Origin of the sequence: Sagittula sp. MA-2 (assembly GCF_030126985.1) — a bacterium.
Classification (GTDB): Bacteria; Pseudomonadota; Alphaproteobacteria; order Rhodobacterales; family Rhodobacteraceae; genus Sagittula.
The window spans coordinates 4,380,244-4,395,269 of record NZ_CP126145.1 but is presented as its reverse complement, the minus strand read 5'-3'; the positions used below and the strand labels follow the sequence as shown (position 1 = coordinate 4,395,269).

At 63.1% G+C, this 15,026-nt stretch carries 16 protein-coding genes; 7 read left to right on the top strand and 9 right to left on the bottom strand.

What is annotated here, in order from left to right:
* Nucleotides 1-38: 38 nt before the first annotated feature.
* Together QNI11_RS21435 and QNI11_RS21430 are read left to right on the top strand one after the other, a co-directional pair.
* A complete protein-coding gene (locus QNI11_RS21435; RefSeq protein ID WP_283981695.1) occupies nucleotides 39-2,195 on the top strand; it encodes a YjbH domain-containing protein in 2,157 nt (718 codons plus the stop codon).
* Entirely contained in the window at nucleotides 2,192-2,872 is a 681-nt protein-coding gene (locus tag QNI11_RS21430; protein WP_283981694.1) for a YjbF family lipoprotein, read from the top strand. The genes QNI11_RS21435 and QNI11_RS21430 overlap by 4 nt, the downstream gene beginning before the upstream one ends.
* On the opposite strand, the gene QNI11_RS21425 is transcribed toward QNI11_RS21430, so the two are convergent.
* Together QNI11_RS21425 and QNI11_RS21420 are read right to left on the bottom strand one after the other, a co-directional pair.
* Nucleotides 2,866-3,498, bottom strand: a complete 633-nt coding sequence (locus QNI11_RS21425; RefSeq protein WP_283981693.1) for a sugar transferase — start codon at nucleotides 3,496-3,498, stop codon at nucleotides 2,866-2,868. The two genes, QNI11_RS21430 and QNI11_RS21425, sit on opposite strands and share 7 nt — an antisense overlap.
* The gene (locus QNI11_RS21420) at nucleotides 3,486-4,346 is read right to left on the bottom strand and encodes an NAD(P)-dependent oxidoreductase (protein ID WP_283981692.1); all 861 of its coding nucleotides are present in this window, start codon (nucleotides 4,344-4,346) and stop codon (nucleotides 3,486-3,488) included. Before QNI11_RS21420 ends, QNI11_RS21425 begins: the two co-directional genes overlap by 13 nt.
* 166 nt (nucleotides 4,347-4,512) lie before the next feature.
* Here QNI11_RS21420 and QNI11_RS21415 point away from each other — a divergent pair, with 166 nt between their 5' ends.
* Nucleotides 4,513-5,724, top strand: coding sequence for an MFS transporter (locus tag QNI11_RS21415; protein WP_283981691.1), 1,212 nt, complete (start codon nucleotides 4,513-4,515; stop codon nucleotides 5,722-5,724).
* A 3-nt stretch (nucleotides 5,725-5,727) separates the two neighbouring features.
* Here the strand turns inward: QNI11_RS21415 and QNI11_RS21410 are convergent, their stop codons facing one another.
* Genes QNI11_RS21410 through QNI11_RS21400 form a run of 3 tightly spaced genes read right to left on the bottom strand, consistent with a single transcriptional unit; the run spans nucleotide 5,728 to nucleotide 8,017 of the window.
* Nucleotides 5,728-6,324 carry a Smr/MutS family protein gene (locus QNI11_RS21410; RefSeq protein WP_283981690.1) on the bottom strand — a complete coding sequence of 199 codons (597 nt, stop codon included), beginning with the start codon at nucleotides 6,322-6,324 and terminating at the stop codon, nucleotides 5,728-5,730.
* Nucleotides 6,321-7,319, bottom strand: a complete 999-nt coding sequence (locus QNI11_RS21405) for a murein transglycosylase A (RefSeq protein WP_283983545.1) — start codon at nucleotides 7,317-7,319, stop codon at nucleotides 6,321-6,323. Before QNI11_RS21405 ends, QNI11_RS21410 begins: the two co-directional genes overlap by 4 nt.
* 38 nt (nucleotides 7,320-7,357) lie before the next feature.
* Entirely contained in the window at nucleotides 7,358-8,017 is a 660-nt protein-coding gene (locus QNI11_RS21400) for a Tim44/TimA family putative adaptor protein (RefSeq protein WP_283981689.1), read from the bottom strand.
* 141 nt (nucleotides 8,018-8,158) lie between these two features.
* On the opposite strand from QNI11_RS21400, the gene QNI11_RS21395 reads away from it, so the two are divergent.
* Both QNI11_RS21395 and secB read left to right on the top strand, forming a co-directional pair.
* Nucleotides 8,159-8,653, top strand: coding sequence for an FxsA family protein (locus QNI11_RS21395; protein ID WP_283981688.1), 495 nt, complete (start codon nucleotides 8,159-8,161; stop codon nucleotides 8,651-8,653).
* A gap of 57 nt (nucleotides 8,654-8,710) precedes the next feature.
* The gene (gene secB, locus QNI11_RS21390; protein WP_100928690.1) at nucleotides 8,711-9,208 is read left to right on the top strand and encodes a protein-export chaperone SecB; all 498 of its coding nucleotides are present in this window, start codon (nucleotides 8,711-8,713) and stop codon (nucleotides 9,206-9,208) included.
* 15 nt (nucleotides 9,209-9,223) lie between these two features.
* On the opposite strand, the gene dnaQ is transcribed toward secB, so the two are convergent.
* The 4 genes from dnaQ to QNI11_RS21370 are packed head-to-tail and all read right to left on the bottom strand — an operon-like array spanning nucleotide 9,224 to nucleotide 11,925.
* On the bottom strand, nucleotides 9,224-9,913 hold the full coding sequence (gene dnaQ, locus QNI11_RS21385) for a DNA polymerase III subunit epsilon (protein ID WP_283981687.1): 690 nt from the start codon (nucleotides 9,911-9,913) through the stop codon (nucleotides 9,224-9,226).
* Nucleotides 9,906-10,499 (bottom strand): dephospho-CoA kinase, encoded by a 594-nt coding sequence (gene coaE, locus QNI11_RS21380; RefSeq protein WP_283981686.1) that lies wholly within the window; start codon nucleotides 10,497-10,499, stop codon nucleotides 9,906-9,908. The genes dnaQ and coaE overlap by 8 nt, the downstream gene beginning before the upstream one ends.
* Nucleotides 10,496-11,329: a shikimate dehydrogenase gene (locus QNI11_RS21375; RefSeq protein ID WP_283981684.1), complete on the bottom strand. Its 834-nt coding sequence runs from the start codon at nucleotides 11,327-11,329 to the stop codon at nucleotides 10,496-10,498. The genes coaE and QNI11_RS21375 overlap by 4 nt, the downstream gene beginning before the upstream one ends.
* On the bottom strand, nucleotides 11,326-11,925 hold the full coding sequence (locus QNI11_RS21370; RefSeq protein WP_283981683.1) for a nucleoside triphosphate pyrophosphatase: 600 nt from the start codon (nucleotides 11,923-11,925) through the stop codon (nucleotides 11,326-11,328). The genes QNI11_RS21375 and QNI11_RS21370 overlap by 4 nt, the downstream gene beginning before the upstream one ends.
* 538 nt (nucleotides 11,926-12,463) lie before the next feature.
* Here QNI11_RS21370 and rho point away from each other — a divergent pair.
* On the top strand, nucleotides 12,464-13,735 hold the full coding sequence (gene rho / locus QNI11_RS21365; protein ID WP_100928685.1) for a transcription termination factor Rho: 1,272 nt from the start codon (nucleotides 12,464-12,466) through the stop codon (nucleotides 13,733-13,735).
* Between the two features lie 7 nt (nucleotides 13,736-13,742).
* Nucleotides 13,743-15,026: a tRNA uridine-5-carboxymethylaminomethyl(34) synthesis GTPase MnmE gene (gene mnmE, locus QNI11_RS21360; RefSeq protein WP_283981682.1), complete on the top strand. Its 1,284-nt coding sequence runs from the start codon at nucleotides 13,743-13,745 to the stop codon at nucleotides 15,024-15,026.

The window sequence follows — 15,026 nt, the reverse complement described above, 5'->3', positions numbered from 1 at the left end:
TAGCAAGAGTGCGGGCCAAGAAGAGCAGAGGTAAGAACATGCCGGGTATCCCTTCCCGACACTCACGACGCGGACGGATCGTCGGAGCGCTTCTCGGCTCCGTCGCAACGCTCTGGTCTTCTGCCGCGGTACCGCAGGAAGGCCGCGACGGCGCCACCATGAACCTCTACGGGACGCCGGGCCTTGTCGACATGCCGACGGCCGAAGTCCTGCCGGATGCAACGCTCAGTGCAACCTACGGCGGATTCGGCAACTACACCCGCTCAACCCTGAGCTTCCAGATCACGCCCCGCTTGTCGGGTAGCTTTCGCTACTCGGAACTGAAGGCCTTCCCCTTCGCGGTCTCCGAGGACTATTTCGACCGCAGCTTTGACATTCGTTACCTTCTGATGAAGGAAAGCGGCTGGCGCCCGGCCATCGTGGTCGGCATGTCGGACATCATCGGTACGGGCGTCTACAGCGGCGAATACGTCGTCGCGACCAAGACGCTGATGCCCGGCCTCAAGGTGACCGGCGGGATCGGCTGGGGCCGCTTCGGCAGCGAAGCGACGCTCGGATCTCTCGGGACCCGTCCGACGACCGTTCTCGGCCAGGGCGGCAAGTTCACGACCGACCGCTGGTTCCGCGGCGACATGGCCGCGTTCGGCGGTGTCAGCTACGCCCCCAACGACCGCTTCAAGTTCAAGGTCGAATACTCCTCCGACCAGTACGAACGCGAAGTTGCGAGCGGCGGTGTCGAGCACAAGTCGCCATGGAACTTCGGCGTCGACTACAAGCTCTGGCAGGGCGCGGGCCAGCTTTCGCTCTACAGCGTGCTTGGCAGCGAGGTCGGCGCGCAGCTGACGCTTTACACCAACCCGAAGACGCTGGGCGTTCCCGGCGGGGTCGAGCCGTCCGGCCTGCCCGTCGCCCCCCGTCCGGCCGGCGCCGCCGCCGACCTTGGCTGGACCGTCGACCCGCAGAAGACCACCGCAGCGCAGACTCAGCTTGCCCAGACGCTCGCTTCGGAAGGCATCCGGCTGGAGGGAATGACCCTCGAAAGCCGTCGGGCCGTCGTGCGCGTGTCCAATTCGCGCTTCAACTCCGAGGCTCAGGCGCTTGGCCGTATCGCCCGCGTCATGACCCGGACGCTTCCCGCATCGGTCGAACAGTTCGAAATCATCCCGATGGTCAACGGCATGGCCACGTCGTCGGTCGTCATCATGCGCTCCGACCTCGAACGTGAAGAGCATGAGGCGGCCATCGAGATTCTGCCGCGCGTGCGTTTCTACGACGGTTTCGGGCGCGAGCCCGAGGCGTATCAGTCCTCCTATCCGCAGTTCGATTGGTCGCTTGCGCCCTACCTCGACGTGTCGGTCTTCGACCCCGATGAGCCTGTCCGGACCGAGGGCGGTCTGCGCGGCACGTTCAGCCTCGACGTCACGCCGAACCTCGTGTTCTCCGGGTCGGCCTCCTACCGTGCCACCGGCAACATCAGCGACATCAGCCGCCGGGATGAATCTGGCCTGCCGCGCGTTCGCACGGATGCGCCGGTCTACGCCGCAGAGGGTGACGAAACCATCGAGAACCTCCAGCTCGCCTATTACGGGCGCCCGGGCAAGAACCTCTACGGCCGGATCTCGGCAGGTTACCTCGAAGAGATGTACGGCGGTGTCTCGGCCGAGATCCTCTGGAAGCCGGTCACCAGCCGTGTCGCCTTCGGCGCGGAAGTGAACTGGATCCAGCGCCGCGACTACGATCAGCTTTTCGGCTTCCAGTCGATGACCACCACCGACCCGGTGTCCGGCGTCAAGCGCGAGATCCCGGAGTTCAACGGCCATGTCTCGGCGTACTACGACTTCGGCAACGGCTTCCACGGCCAGCTTGACGTGGGCCGCTACCTCGCCGGCGACATCGGTGCCACCGTTGGACTCGACCGCGAGTTTGCCAACGGCTGGAGCGTCGGCGCCTATGCGACCGTCACCGATGCCTCTGCCGAAGACTTCGGCGAAGGTTCCTTCGACAAGGGTATCCGCATCACGATCCCGATCAGCTCGCTGCTCAACGTGCCCACCCGGCGCGAGAACAACATCAATGTCCGGTCGCTCACCCGTGACGGCGGTGCGCGCCTCAACGTTCGTGGCCGGCTCTACGAACAGGTTCGGGACTACCACAAACCCGAAGTTGTCGAATCGTGGGGGAGGTTCTGGCGATGAGCATGACACGCCTGAAGACAATCGGCCTCGCCCTGTGCGCCAGCCTGATCCTCGCATCCTGCGGCAGCGACAAGTCGGCGAGCACCCTAGATGTGCTCAAGGGCATCCCCGCCTCGATCAAGGCGCGCCGGACGCCCCCGCCGCCGATCTCCGCGGCACAGATCGCCCAGGCCCTGCAGTCGACCAACAAGCCGGTCGCCCTGTTCCAGCTCGAGAACCGCAGGAACGCGCAGGTGCTCCTGTCGGAGGTCGAGCGCAACGGCGAATACCAGACCTTCGGCAACCAGGCGCGGCAGGCCGTCGTGATGCGCGACGGCATGATCACCGCCTCGCGCGGGCTAGGCGGCGACCTGATGTCCACCGAAGAGGACGAGCTGCTTTACATGATCCAGTCGCGCGCGGGCGGCAACGTCAGCTACGTGCAGCGCTTCCTGACGCCGGAGTACAAGACGAAGGAAATCATCTACCATTGCTCTGTCCGTCCCGGCGCGGGAGGTCACACGCCGCTGGGCCGGGCCACGATGCCGACCTCCTCGGTCGGTGTGTCCTGCCAGGCAGCCGGCGAGGCGTCCTTCGAGAACAGCTACTACGTGGCCGGAGACGGGACGATCGTCAGCGGACGCCAGTGGATGGGCGAAACCCTCGGGTATCTGGACACGCAGCTTCTGCGCTACTGACGTCCTTTGCGGTCGTGCATCGTCACCCGGCCGAACACCGTCGCGAACATCAGCCGCATGTCCGAACAGGGCGTGCGGCTTTTCACATAGATGAGGTCCAGCCGTGCCTTCCGCGGGATGCAGCGGCGGCAGTAGATGTCTTCGGTGTGCTCTGGCGTCGATGCGCCTGACAGCAGTCTTTCCTCATGCGCGTGGAATGCCTGCGATGCGAGCCCGGTGACACCCGGACGCTCCGCCAGCACCTTGTCGTAAAGGTCGGGGAACATCTCGACGTACCTGCGTAGCGGCGGGCGCGGACCGACGAAACCGACATCGCCCCTGAGGATGTTCCAGATCTGTGGCAGTTCATCCAGCCGCGTCCGTCTGAGCCATTTACCCGTGGAGGTGATACGCGCGGCCTTGTCCCCGCCGGTGACACCCCCGTCCCGCTCTGCCGGACACATGGTGCGGAACTTCCAGAGCGTGAAGGATCTGACCGGGTCGTGCATGCGTTCGGAACCATAAAAGACGGGCGGCCCTTCCCTCCACAGCACGATCAGCGCCACGGCCAGGATCAACGGCGACAGCAACAGCCCGAGGCCAACGGCATAGATCACATCGAGGATACGGAACGTCAGGCGGGACATGGCAAGAACCCCCCTGCCCGCGCCTGCACAACCAGCTCGGCAGGCGATGAAGCGATCCGCAGATCCGGCAAGAGCCTGCCCAGCTTCGACGTGTCGAGCACGACGGACTGGATGGCACCCGGCGGCGCCGACGTCCATCTTGCGTCCATGCCCGCGGCAGTCACGATGTCCGCCATGGCCGTCGCCTGAGGTGCAGCGACATTGTAAGTATCGGATAATGCTCTGGCTTTTGTCAGGCGCTTGAACACGCGGACCAGGTCGACCGGGCCGATGTAGCTGCGTTGCGGGCCGGTGCCGTCGGGAAAATGGTCGAGCGTCACCGTAGGACCACGGCGCAGGCTCTGCCCGAGGCTGTCCGCCCCGGCGACGTTGCCGAGGCGCAGGACGATGGAGCGGACGGCTTCCCCATGGCCCCGGTGCCAGGCGGCAATCGCATCTTCCATGTCGCACTTGGCAACGCTGTACGGGCCGACCGGCTGAAGAGCGTCTGCCTCATGCAACGCCCTGTCCGCGACACCATACACCGCAGCGCTGGATATATGGACGACCTGCCGCGCACCGACAACGACCGCCAGATCGAGCGCCGCCTCCGCGAGACGGGCATTGTCGCTCAGCACGCCGGAGGTCGCGCCCCACAAGGCCAGGATGGCACGGGTTTCACTTGCCATAACCGCCGGAACATCATCGCCGGGCTTCCACGTTATATCTGCCAAGCCCTCTTTCCGCGCAATGGTGACCAGCTCACCGCGCGAGGGCCAGAGGCGGCACACCATGCGCCCGAGCTTGCCGGTCGCGCCCAGCACGATGATCTTTCCCCTGCGGCGGTCGTCTTCCTTGGCTGTCGTCATTCCCGATCCGTGTCCCGGCGGACTTTGGACCACGTTAACCGTGAAAACCTTGAAGGATGGTTACCGCCGCCCCGACCCGTGCAGGCGATGTGGATTTCGGCAACGCCCGACAGCCGGCATCGCAGTTCCACTTGTGCCCGCCCCGGTTCCGTCCGATAGCGGAAACATGAGTCTCCTTCGCTTTCTTTCCGAGAACATCCAGTGGCTGGCAGCAGGTATCCTGCTGACTTTCCTGTCGAGTTTTGGCCAGACGTTCTTCATCTCGATCTTCGCGGGGGAAATCCGCAGTGCGTTCGGGCTGAGTCACGGACAATGGGGCCTGATCTACACCATCGGCACGTCGGTCTCGGCGGCGGTGATGATCTGGGCGGGATCGCTGACCGACTTCTTCCGGACGCGGGTCCTAGGGGCAGCTGTCCTGTCGATGCTGGCCGCGTCTTGCCTGTTCATGGCGTTCAACACTTGGGCGGCGCTGCTGCCCGTGGTGATCTTTGCCCTCCGCTTCACAGGTCAGGGCATGGCCAGCCATCTTGCCGTCGTCTCAATGTCGCGCTGGTTCGTGGCGACGCGGGGCAAGGCGCTGTCCGTTGCGACGCTCGGTTTCGCAATCGGCGAAGGCCTGCTGCCCCTGACCTTCGTGTGGCTGATGACCCGGATGGACTGGCGGCTGCTCTGGGTCGGCGCTGCGACGGTGGCGGTTATGGCGATCCCTCTGCTGGTCATGCTTCTGCGACAGGAACGTACGCCGCAGAGCCACGCGGAAACCGACCACTCCGTCGGTATGGAAGGGCGGCACTGGCGCCGGCCCGAGATGCTGCGCCACTGGTTGTTCTGGTTCATGATACCGGCGCTTCTTGGCCCGTCCGCCTTCAACACCGCGTTCTTCTTCCAGCAGGTCCACTTCGCGACCGTGAAAGGCTGGAGCCACCTGGAACTCGTGGCGATCTTCCCGCTGTACACAGCCGGATCGATCACCGCGATGCTGGTGTCCGGCTGGCTGCTGGACCGCTTCGGGACGCCGCGCCTGATCCCGTGGTACCAGCTTCCCATGGTCGTCGGTTTCACGCTTTTCGCGGTGGGACAGAGCCTGTTTTCCGCCCTGATCGGCCTGATCTTCGTGGCCATGACCGCGGGCGCGAACACCACCCTGCCGAACGCGTTCTGGGCAGAGTTCTACGGCACGCGAAGCCTTGGCGCGATCAAGGCGATGGCGGCGGCGGTGATGGTGCTGGGCTCCGCCCTCGGGCCCGGGCTGACCGGCGGTCTGATCGACGCCGGCGTGGGGATCGAGGTGCAGTATCTGGGTGTTGCGGGCTACTTCATCTTCGCGACGATCTGCATGGCCATCGGCGTGCGGCGCGCGGCGAAGTTTCTCTGATCCTTACCGCGCCCGCCGCAGGTAGACGTAATAGGCGCCAGCCCCGCCATGCCTCTGGTGCGCTGGCGTGATCTGAAGCACCGCCGCGGCCAGAGGCGCCATCTGAAGCCACATCGGCACCTGCTGACGCAGCACTCCCCGCTGACGGGGTGCGGGATCGTAGGGATCGGGTGCGGCGCCTTTGCCGGTGATCACCAGAACGAGCCTGTGGCCCTTTGCGTGGGCGCCCATGATGAAGCGTGTCAGGGCCGGATGTGCACGGTCCAGCGTCATCCCGTGCAGGTCGATGCGGGCATCCGGCGTCAACTTCCCGCGCTTGAGGCGCTGGTAGGCCTTGTGATCCATGTTGACCGGCGCCGCGTGCAGGCGGTCCGCCGCTGTCTTCGGAAAATAATGCGTCTCCGTGTGGTCCGGCGCCTTTGCCCCCATGGAAAAGGGCGACACGTTCTCTGTCACGGGCTTCGAGGGACGGCTGTTGGGGACCGTCGGTTCGGAGGGCGAGAGTTTCCGCGATTTCAGGCTGCCCGGCAACGGCTTGGCACTGCGAGCGATCTGCGACCAGAGCTCCAGTTCATCGGGACGCACGCGGCGCCGGCTCATTGCACCCAGTCCGGTGCAAAGGCGTAGGCGCGCTGGATCGGCATCAGGACGACCATCCGCCCGGGGTCCTTCACGCCACCTGCAATGCGCCCGGCCTCGTCGCCGGTCCCGTAGAAGATGTCGGCCCGTTGCGCCCCCTTGATCGCGGACCCGGTGTCCTGCGCGATCATCAGGCGGTTGAGCGGGGTTTCGCCCTTCTTCTCGATCCACACGGGCGCGCCGAGCGGCGTATACTTCGGATCGACGGCAATCGACCGCATCGTCGTGATCGACCGGTTCATCGCGCCGAGCGGCCCCTTTTCTGCGGGCACCTCGCTCACTTCGCGGAAGAAGACATAGCTGTTGTTGTGGAACAGCAGCTCTTCGCCCAGCATCGGATTGCTGCGGACCCATGCCTTGATGACCTGCGCGGACACTTGGTGCATGTTGAACAGACCGCGCCGGACCAGTTCCTTGCCGATGGACCGGTAATCGTGCCCGTTCGATCCACCGTAACCCACGCGAATGTGACGACCGTCCGGGAAACGCACCCGCCCGGAACCCTGGATCTGCAGAAAGAACAGCTCCACCGGGTCGTCGACCCAGGCGATTTCCAGCCCCCGCCCCTCCATGACCCCGGAGGTCAGGATATCGCGGCGGCTCAGCCACGGGCGGTTGAGGCGCGCTTCGGGCGGCATGGCATAGATCGGATATTGGTAGCGACCTGATCTGATCGGCGCACCGTCGAGTTCAGGCTCGAAATAGCCGGTGAACAGCGGTTCGGCCCCGTCGCTGATGACGACCGGCCGGAACAGCAGTTCGAAGAAGCCCCGCGCATCGTTCGTGGCCAGAGCGAGTTTGCACAGCGCCCGCCAATCCGGATCGTTCATGTCGCCGCAGGTGTTGCGGAACACCTCCAGCGCCGCAAGGTGGTCGTCCTCTGCCCAGCCTTCGAGGTCGTCGAAATCCAGCACAGTGTACGAGGTCTCGGTCTCGCCTTCCGCCGAGGCGCTCATGGGAAAGAGAACCAGCGAAAGCGCGAAGACAAGTCGGATCATTCGTCCGTGGCGACCAGTTGCCAGTTGGGATCGTCTGCGCCCATGACGCGCGCGTAGGTCCAGATGTCCTTCTGGCGCTTCACCGCGGTCGGGGATCCTTCGACGACCTCACCCTCTGCATTCTTCACGACAGAGGTCAGTTCGCCCACGTAGCGCACGGTGATTTCCGCCTCGCGCGTGTCGGGGTCGAAGGATGCGCCGGCCAGCGTCATTTCGCGAACGCCGACAAAATTCGCCTCGATGGACAGGCCTTCGGCCTCTCGGGCCTCCACCACGTCGGAGAAGGTCTCGAAAACGTCATCGGCGAGGAACGGCTTCAGCCCCTCGATATCGCCCCGTTCGAAGCCCATGAGGATCATCTCGTAAGCCCCGCGCGCACCGCCAAGGAACTCCGACACGGAGAAGCTCGGCTCCACCCGTTTCATCGCGGCCAGCGCGTTGGCGGCATCGCTGCCCTCTGCGACGTGGTCAGTGATGTCGTGGTCAGGACCACCTTCGATCACCTCGAAGTCGCGGCGCGACGTGGTTTCCTTGCTCTTGCCGGAAGGCGTTGGCCGCTCGAACCCGTCGCGCGTCCCCAGCACGCTGCGCAGACGCAGCACGAGGAAGACGGCGATCCCGGCCAGGACAAGAAGCTGGAGGAGCGGATTCTGCATCGGGGCCTCATGATGGGTACGGATGGAAACTTTGGCTTCGGGTTCCTATGTAGGTGACGTGTCTGAACAAGTCCACACGGGCGGCGGTGAAGTGAACCGTTGGCCGGATATGGCTCGGACATTGGTCAAGGAGGAATGCGCATGTGGCTGTTTCTGGTCTTTCTGATGGTCCCGCTGATCGAGATCGCCCTTTTCATCCAGGTGGGCGGGCTGATTGGCCTGTTGCCGACGCTTGCCATCGTCGTGCTGACAGCGATCATCGGCACGTACCTCGTGCGGTCGCAGGGCGCGCGGGCGCTTGCCGACCTCCGGCGCAGCTTTTCCGAACTTCAGGACCCCAGTGAGCCGCTGGCGCATGGCGCGATGATCCTTCTGTCGGGCGCGCTTCTGCTGACTCCGGGGTTCTTCACCGACGCCGTGGGCTTTGCTCTGCTGGTGCCGGGCGTCCGGTCTGCCGTGATGCGGTGGGCGCGCCAGCGTATCAAGGTGACGCATTTCCAGATGGGGCCCGAACCGCAGCGCCCCCCGCACCGTGACCCGGCCCCTGCACGCGGTGATGTGATCGACGGTGATTTTACCGAAGTTCCGCAGGGCAAGTCGCCGAACCACCCCGGTTCCGGCTGGACGAGGCATTGAGAAACCCCTCGGCGCCTGTTAATCCAGCTTTCAAGAAATTCAACCGGAGTACAATTCATGGCAGATTCCAACGGGGCAGCCCAGGCGCCTCAGCCGCCCAAGATGAACGTGCTTGCGCAGTTTATCCGTGACCTTTCGTTCGAGAACATCCTTTCCCAGAAAGGCGTGTCCGGCGAAGTGCAGCCCGACGTCCAGGTTCAGGTCAACCTCGACGCCAAGAAGCGGACGCCGGAGCACCAGTTCGAAGTCGTCATGAAGCTGAAGGTGGAGTCGAAGGCCAAGGAGTCTTCCGAAATCCTCTTTATCCTCGAACTCGACTACGTGGGTGTGTTCCACATCGAGAACGTCCCCGAGGACCAGCTTCACCCGTTCCTGCTCATTGAATGCCCGCGGATGCTTTTCCCGTTCGTACGCCGCATCGTGTCGGACGTGTCCCGCGACGGTGGCTTCCCCCCGCTGAACCTGGAAACGATCGACTTCCTCGCGCTCTACCGTGCGGAGCTTCAGCGCCGCGCCGCCGCGCAGCAGGAAGCCTCCAGCGTTCCGACGCAGTAAGTCAGCGGAACGCGATCAGGACCGGTTCCAGATCGCGTTTTCCCCGAGCTTCCCGACAAAGGCGGCGTGAGCCGCCTTTTCCGTGTCCGACAGACGCGACGGCAGCGGTGTGGACCGCGGTTTCGGCCGCCAGTTCGTCACTGTTTCACCGACACTCGGCGTGGAGGACGCAGCGGTCAGCCCGAAATCCGGCTGCTTGCCCCCGATAAGCTCTAGGTAGACCTCAGCCAGGATTTCAGAATCGAGAAGCGCGCCGTGCAGCGTCCGCGACGAGTTGTCGATCCCGAACCGGCGGCAGAGCGCGTCGAGCGACGCAGGTGAGCCGGGGAATTTCCGGCGCGCGATGTCCAGAGTGTCGATGGCGCAGTCCTTGGCCAGCGGCGGACGGTTGGCCCAGCGTAGTTCGGCGTTCAGGAATTTCACGTCGAAGGCGGCGTTGTGGATCACCAGTTTCGAGTCGCCGATGAAGGCGCGGAACTCGTCGACGATCTTGGCAAAGACCGGCTTGTCGCGCAGGAAATCGTCGCCCAGGCCGTGGACGGCAAAGGCCTCCTGCGGCATGGACCGTTCCGGGTTAATGTACTGGTGATAGGTGTTGCCGGTCGGAACGTGGTTGAACAGTTCCACGGCACCGATCTCGACGATGCGGTCGCCCTGCTCCGGCTCGAACCCCGTGGTTTCCGTATCGAGTACGATTTCACGCATGTCTCAGCCTTTCTTCGATCTGGCCCAAGATGTGAAGCACCTGTGCGCGCGCATGTTCAGGCGTATCCGTCTCTATCGTCCATGTCGACCGGGCGCATTTTTCCTCGGACGGCATCTGCCGGGCCAGGATGCGCTCAAGGTCCGCATCGGTCATGGTGCCCCGCGCAAGGACACGCTCACGCTGTATTTCACGTGAAACAAAGACGCAGGCGGTCGCGTCCATCTCGGCGTCGCCGCCCGTCTCGAACAACAGCGGAATGTCGAACACCCCGATCCTGTCGGCGTTGTCCCTGACGAACGCCTCCCGATCTGCCCTGACCAGCGGATGCACAATGCGTTCGAGATCGGGCAAGGCCTTGGGATCGCGGCCAATCAAGGTCTTCAGCACGTCGCGGGACACCGCACCGTCCCGGATGGCGTCAGGAAAACGCTCTCCGATCGGATCGACCGCGGCGCCACCAGCGGAATAGAGCCTGTGCACCGCAGCGTCGGCATCCCAGACGGCACATCCCTCGGCGGCAAAGATCGTTGCTGTCGACGACTTGCCCATGCCGATGGACCCGGTCAGCCCCAGCTTGAATCTCATCGCAGGACGGCGGCGCGTGTCGCTTCGTCGACCTCCGGCCGGGTGCCGAACCATCGCTCGAAACCGGGCACCGCCTGGTGCAGCAACATGCCGAGACCGTCGACCACCGTGCTGCCGGCACGCTCGGCCTCGCGCAGGAGCCGGGTCTGGAGCGGCGTATAGACGAGATCGGACACCACCATGTCCGGAGTGAGGGCATCCAGCGGAACGCGGAACTCCGGCTTGCCGGTCATGCCGAGGGACGTCGTGTTCACCACCGTACGGCAATCCTCGATGATGTTGCCAGCCTGCACCCAATCGTGCACCTGAACCCGGTTGCCGAAATCGGACCGCAGCTGTTCCGCCCGCACACGTGTCCGGTTGGTCAGCCGGATTTCCGGCACGCCCACGTCGATCAGGGATGCGATGACGGCACGGGCTGCGCCCCCTGCCCCGAACACCACCGCCGGCCCCGCCGAGGGATCCCAGTTCGGAGCCGACTGCCTGAGGTTCTCGGTGAACCCATAACCGTCGGTGTTGTCGGCGTGGATCCTGCCGTCCTTTCTAAAGATCAGGGTGTTCGCCGCGCCGATCAGCGTCGCCCGGTCAGACGCGAGATCGGCAATCTCCAGGATCTTCTCCTTGTAAGGGATCGTGACGTTGACGCCCATGAAGCCGAGTTCCGGCAAGAGCCGGATGGTCTCGGCAAGTTTGTCGGCGGGCACCTCGATGGGAATATAGTGCCCCGGAATCCCGTGCTTCCTGAGCCAGTGCGCGAACAGACGCGGCGACCTCGAATGCGCGATGGGCTTGCCGATGACGGCGGCGAGGGGAATTCGAGGCAGGGTCATGAAGGGATGGTTCCTCTGACGGACAGGAAGTTGAGCAGTTCGAGCATGGGGAGCCCGAGGATCGTGAAATGGCTGCCTTCGATGCGGGCGAAGAGACGCACGCCCTCCTTCTCGAGCTTGTAGCCACCGACGGAGGAGCCGACGTCAGGCCAGTTCCTGTCGAGGTAGGCGTCGAGGTAGGCGTCCGAAAAGGCGCGCATCGTCAGCCGCGCGGTCCCGACGTGCCGCCAGACCGGCTTACCCTCTTCATAAATGACGGCTGCGGAGAGAAGCTGATGTGTCTCGCTGCGCAGAGAGACAAGCTGACCGCGCGCCTCTTGGCGGCTGGCAGGTTTCGACAGAATGGCGCCCTTGAACGCCAGCACCTGATCGCATCCCAGAACCAGGCCGGATGGATGCCGCCCGGACACCTTCTGCGCCTTAGCCTCCGCCAGGGTATCGGCGATATCACGCGGCGTCGCGCCTTCGGCAAGCAGCGATTCCCGAATCATGTCTTCGTCGATCCGGGCGGGCTCTGACGCGACGTTCAGGCCGGCGGACCGGAGCAGGCTGGCGCGGATTTCGGAGCCGGAAGCGAGGATCAGGTCCTCTTTCATGGGGATAAATCTTGGTATGAGTGTGTGGGCTGGATCGATGACGTTTGTGCGAAAATTCGGTTCTACATGCAAGCACGGGAAAGATCGCGAGTTCCGCCCTCGCCCTTCGCCGGGCTTGCCCATGTTGACGAGGATATCTCATGGCGCGTGACAATCGCGGTCGGATGCGGTTCATCCCGTGGTTTTCCAGAGCCGATCCGACACGGTTTCATCACTTTAGGATCTTGAAATACGTAAATATTTCTGAGTTCATCCGCGGGTCGTCCAGAGATGATCCCCGAAGTTCTCCATAGGTCTGCGGCGTGTTGGTAAGTGTGTTTACCGTTCCTTAATCCACAGAAATCCAGCCCCCATATCACTTCAAAAACCTTTCTAAATCTTTACTTTATTTATCTTGGTATGACCGGGGACACCGCCCGGAAGTCAGGCATTGACTTCGGAGGGTCGGAAGGACTACCTCTCTGTCGGTCCTGTTCTGGATCATGTTCTCCCTAGAAACGAAGAAAGCGCGACACGTCTTGCTGTCGCGATGTGGCGTATGAGCGAAGAAAAACTGAACCTTGCCGATCTGAAAGCGCAAAGCCCCAAGGACCTTCTGGCCATGGCGGAAGAGCTGGAGATCGAGAACGCCTCGACCATGCGCAAGGGCGAGATGATGTTCCAGATTCTCCGGGAGCGGGCCGACGAAGGCTGGCTCATCTACGGGGACGGCGTTCTGGAGGTGCTCCAAGACGGTTTCGGTTTCCTCCGCTCTCCGGAAGCGAACTACCTGCCGGGTCCGGATGACATCTACGTGTCGCCCGACATGATCCGGAAGTATTCGCTGCGGACAGGCGACAGTATCGAGGGCGAGATCCGCGCGCCTGACAACGAGGAGCGCTACTTTGCCCTGGTGTCCGTGGCTGCGATCAACTTCGAAGATCCGGAACGGGCACGCCACAAGATCGCCTTCGACAACCTGACGCCGCTGTATCCCGATGAACGCCTGAAGATGGAGATCGAGGATCCGACCATCAAGGACCGTTCCGCCCGGATCATCGACCTGGTGTCGCCCATCGGCAAGGGCCAGCGGTCGCTGATCGTCGCGCCGCCGCGCACAGGTAAGACGGTGCTGCTGCAGAACATCGCGGCGTCGATCGAGAAGAACCACCCGGAGTGCTACCTGATCGTCCTTCTGATCGACGAGCGTCCGGAAGAAGTGACCGACATGCAGCGTTCGGTGAAAGGCGAGGTGATCTCCTCGACCTTCGACGAACCGGCGACACGGCACGTGGCCGTCAGTGAAATGGTGATCGAGAAGGCCAAGCGTCTTGTCGAACATAAACGAGATGTTGTTATTCTTCTCGACTCCATCACAAGACTTGGTAGGGCGTTCAACACTGTTGTTCCGTCGTCCGGCAAGGTTCTCACCGGCGGTGTCGATGCAAACGCCCTGCAACGTCCGAAGCGTTTCTTCGGTGCAGCCCGGAACATCGAGGAAGGCGGTTCGCTGACCATCATCGCGACGGCGCTGATCGACACGGGTTCGCGTATGGACGAAGTCATCTTCGAAGAATTCAAGGGCACCGGCAACTCCGAGATCGTGCTGGACCGCAAGGTGGCGGACAAGCGGGTCTTCCCGGCCATCGACATCCTCAAGTCCGGTACCCGGAAAGAGGATCTGCTGGTCGACAAGATCGACCTGCAGAAGACATTTGTGCTGCGCCGTATCCTGAACCCGATGGGTACGACCGACGCGATCGAATTCCTTCTGTCGAAGCTCAAGCAGACCAAGACCAACTCCGAATTCTTCGATTCGATGAACAGCTGACGCAGCCATGGATACGATCTTCGCCTTGGCGTCAGCGCCGGGTCGGTCCGGTGTCGCAGTGGTCCGCGTGTCCGGAGATCGTTCCTGGGAGGCCGTGAAGGCGCTTGCGGGATCGGTTCCCGAACCGCGGCGCATGGTCCTGCGCACCTTGCGGGACCGGTCTGGCGTGCAGCTTGATGAAGCGATGGTCGTGGCCTTTGCGGCCGGGGCCAGCTTCACCGGCGAGGAGTCCGCCGAGTTTCATTTGCATGGAAGCATTGCGGTCGTGCGGGCGGTTCTTGCTGAGCTCGCGCTGGTAGATGGCTGCCGACCGGCGCAACCGGGGGAATTTACGCGCCGGGCGTTGGAAAATGGCTGCATGGACTTTACCCAGGTCGAAGCTCTTGCCGATCTGATCGAGGCGGAAACGGAAGCGCAACGGAAGCAGGCGCTTGCCGTCTTGTCCGGGGCGCTGTCGGGTCGGGTGTCAGAATGGCGTCAGAAGCTGGTGCGCGCGGCGTCCTTGCTGGAAGTGACGATTGACTTCGTCGATGAGGACGTGCCCGTCGATGTGACGGATGAGGTCGTCGGTCTATTGAAGGATGTTTTGTCCGACATTCAGAGCGAGCTTCGTGGACTCGATGCGGCGGAGCGTGTTCGTCTTGGGTTCGAGGTGGCGATTGTCGGTCCTCCGAATGCGGGCAAGTCCACCCTGCTGAACAATCTTGCGGGCCGAGATGCGGCAATCACTTCGGAAATTGCCGGCACGACACGGGACGTGATCGAGGTGCGCATGGAGGTTGGCGGTCTTCCGGTGACATTCCTCGACACCGCAGGTTTGCGGGAAACGCAGGATCCTGTGGAACGTCTGGGTATCGATCTGGCGCGTCGGCGGGCAGAAGCCGCTGACCTGCGTGTGCACCTGGTGGAGCATGGCGGCCAACCGGAAATCGAAGTAAGGTGCGGTGACGTCGTTCGCTGGGCGAAAGATGATTCAGGTGTGTACGAGGACGGACTTTCCGGTCGGACAGGGTACGGTGTTCCGCTGCTCTTGTCGCGGATTGAGGAGGTCCTTTCTGAGCGGACTGCCGGGATGGGCTTGACCTCTCGGGAGCGGCATCGGGATAGCCTGATCCGGAGCCGAGCCTATCTTGAGCAGGCCGTATCTGGTCTGGAAGACGGAATGAGTGAAGTCGATATTCTGAGTGAGGATATTCGGCTGGGAATTCGCCAACTGGAAGTTCTCGTTGGCAAGGTTGAAGTTGAGCACTTGCTAGACGAGATATTCTCTTCGTTTTGCATCGGGAAGTGA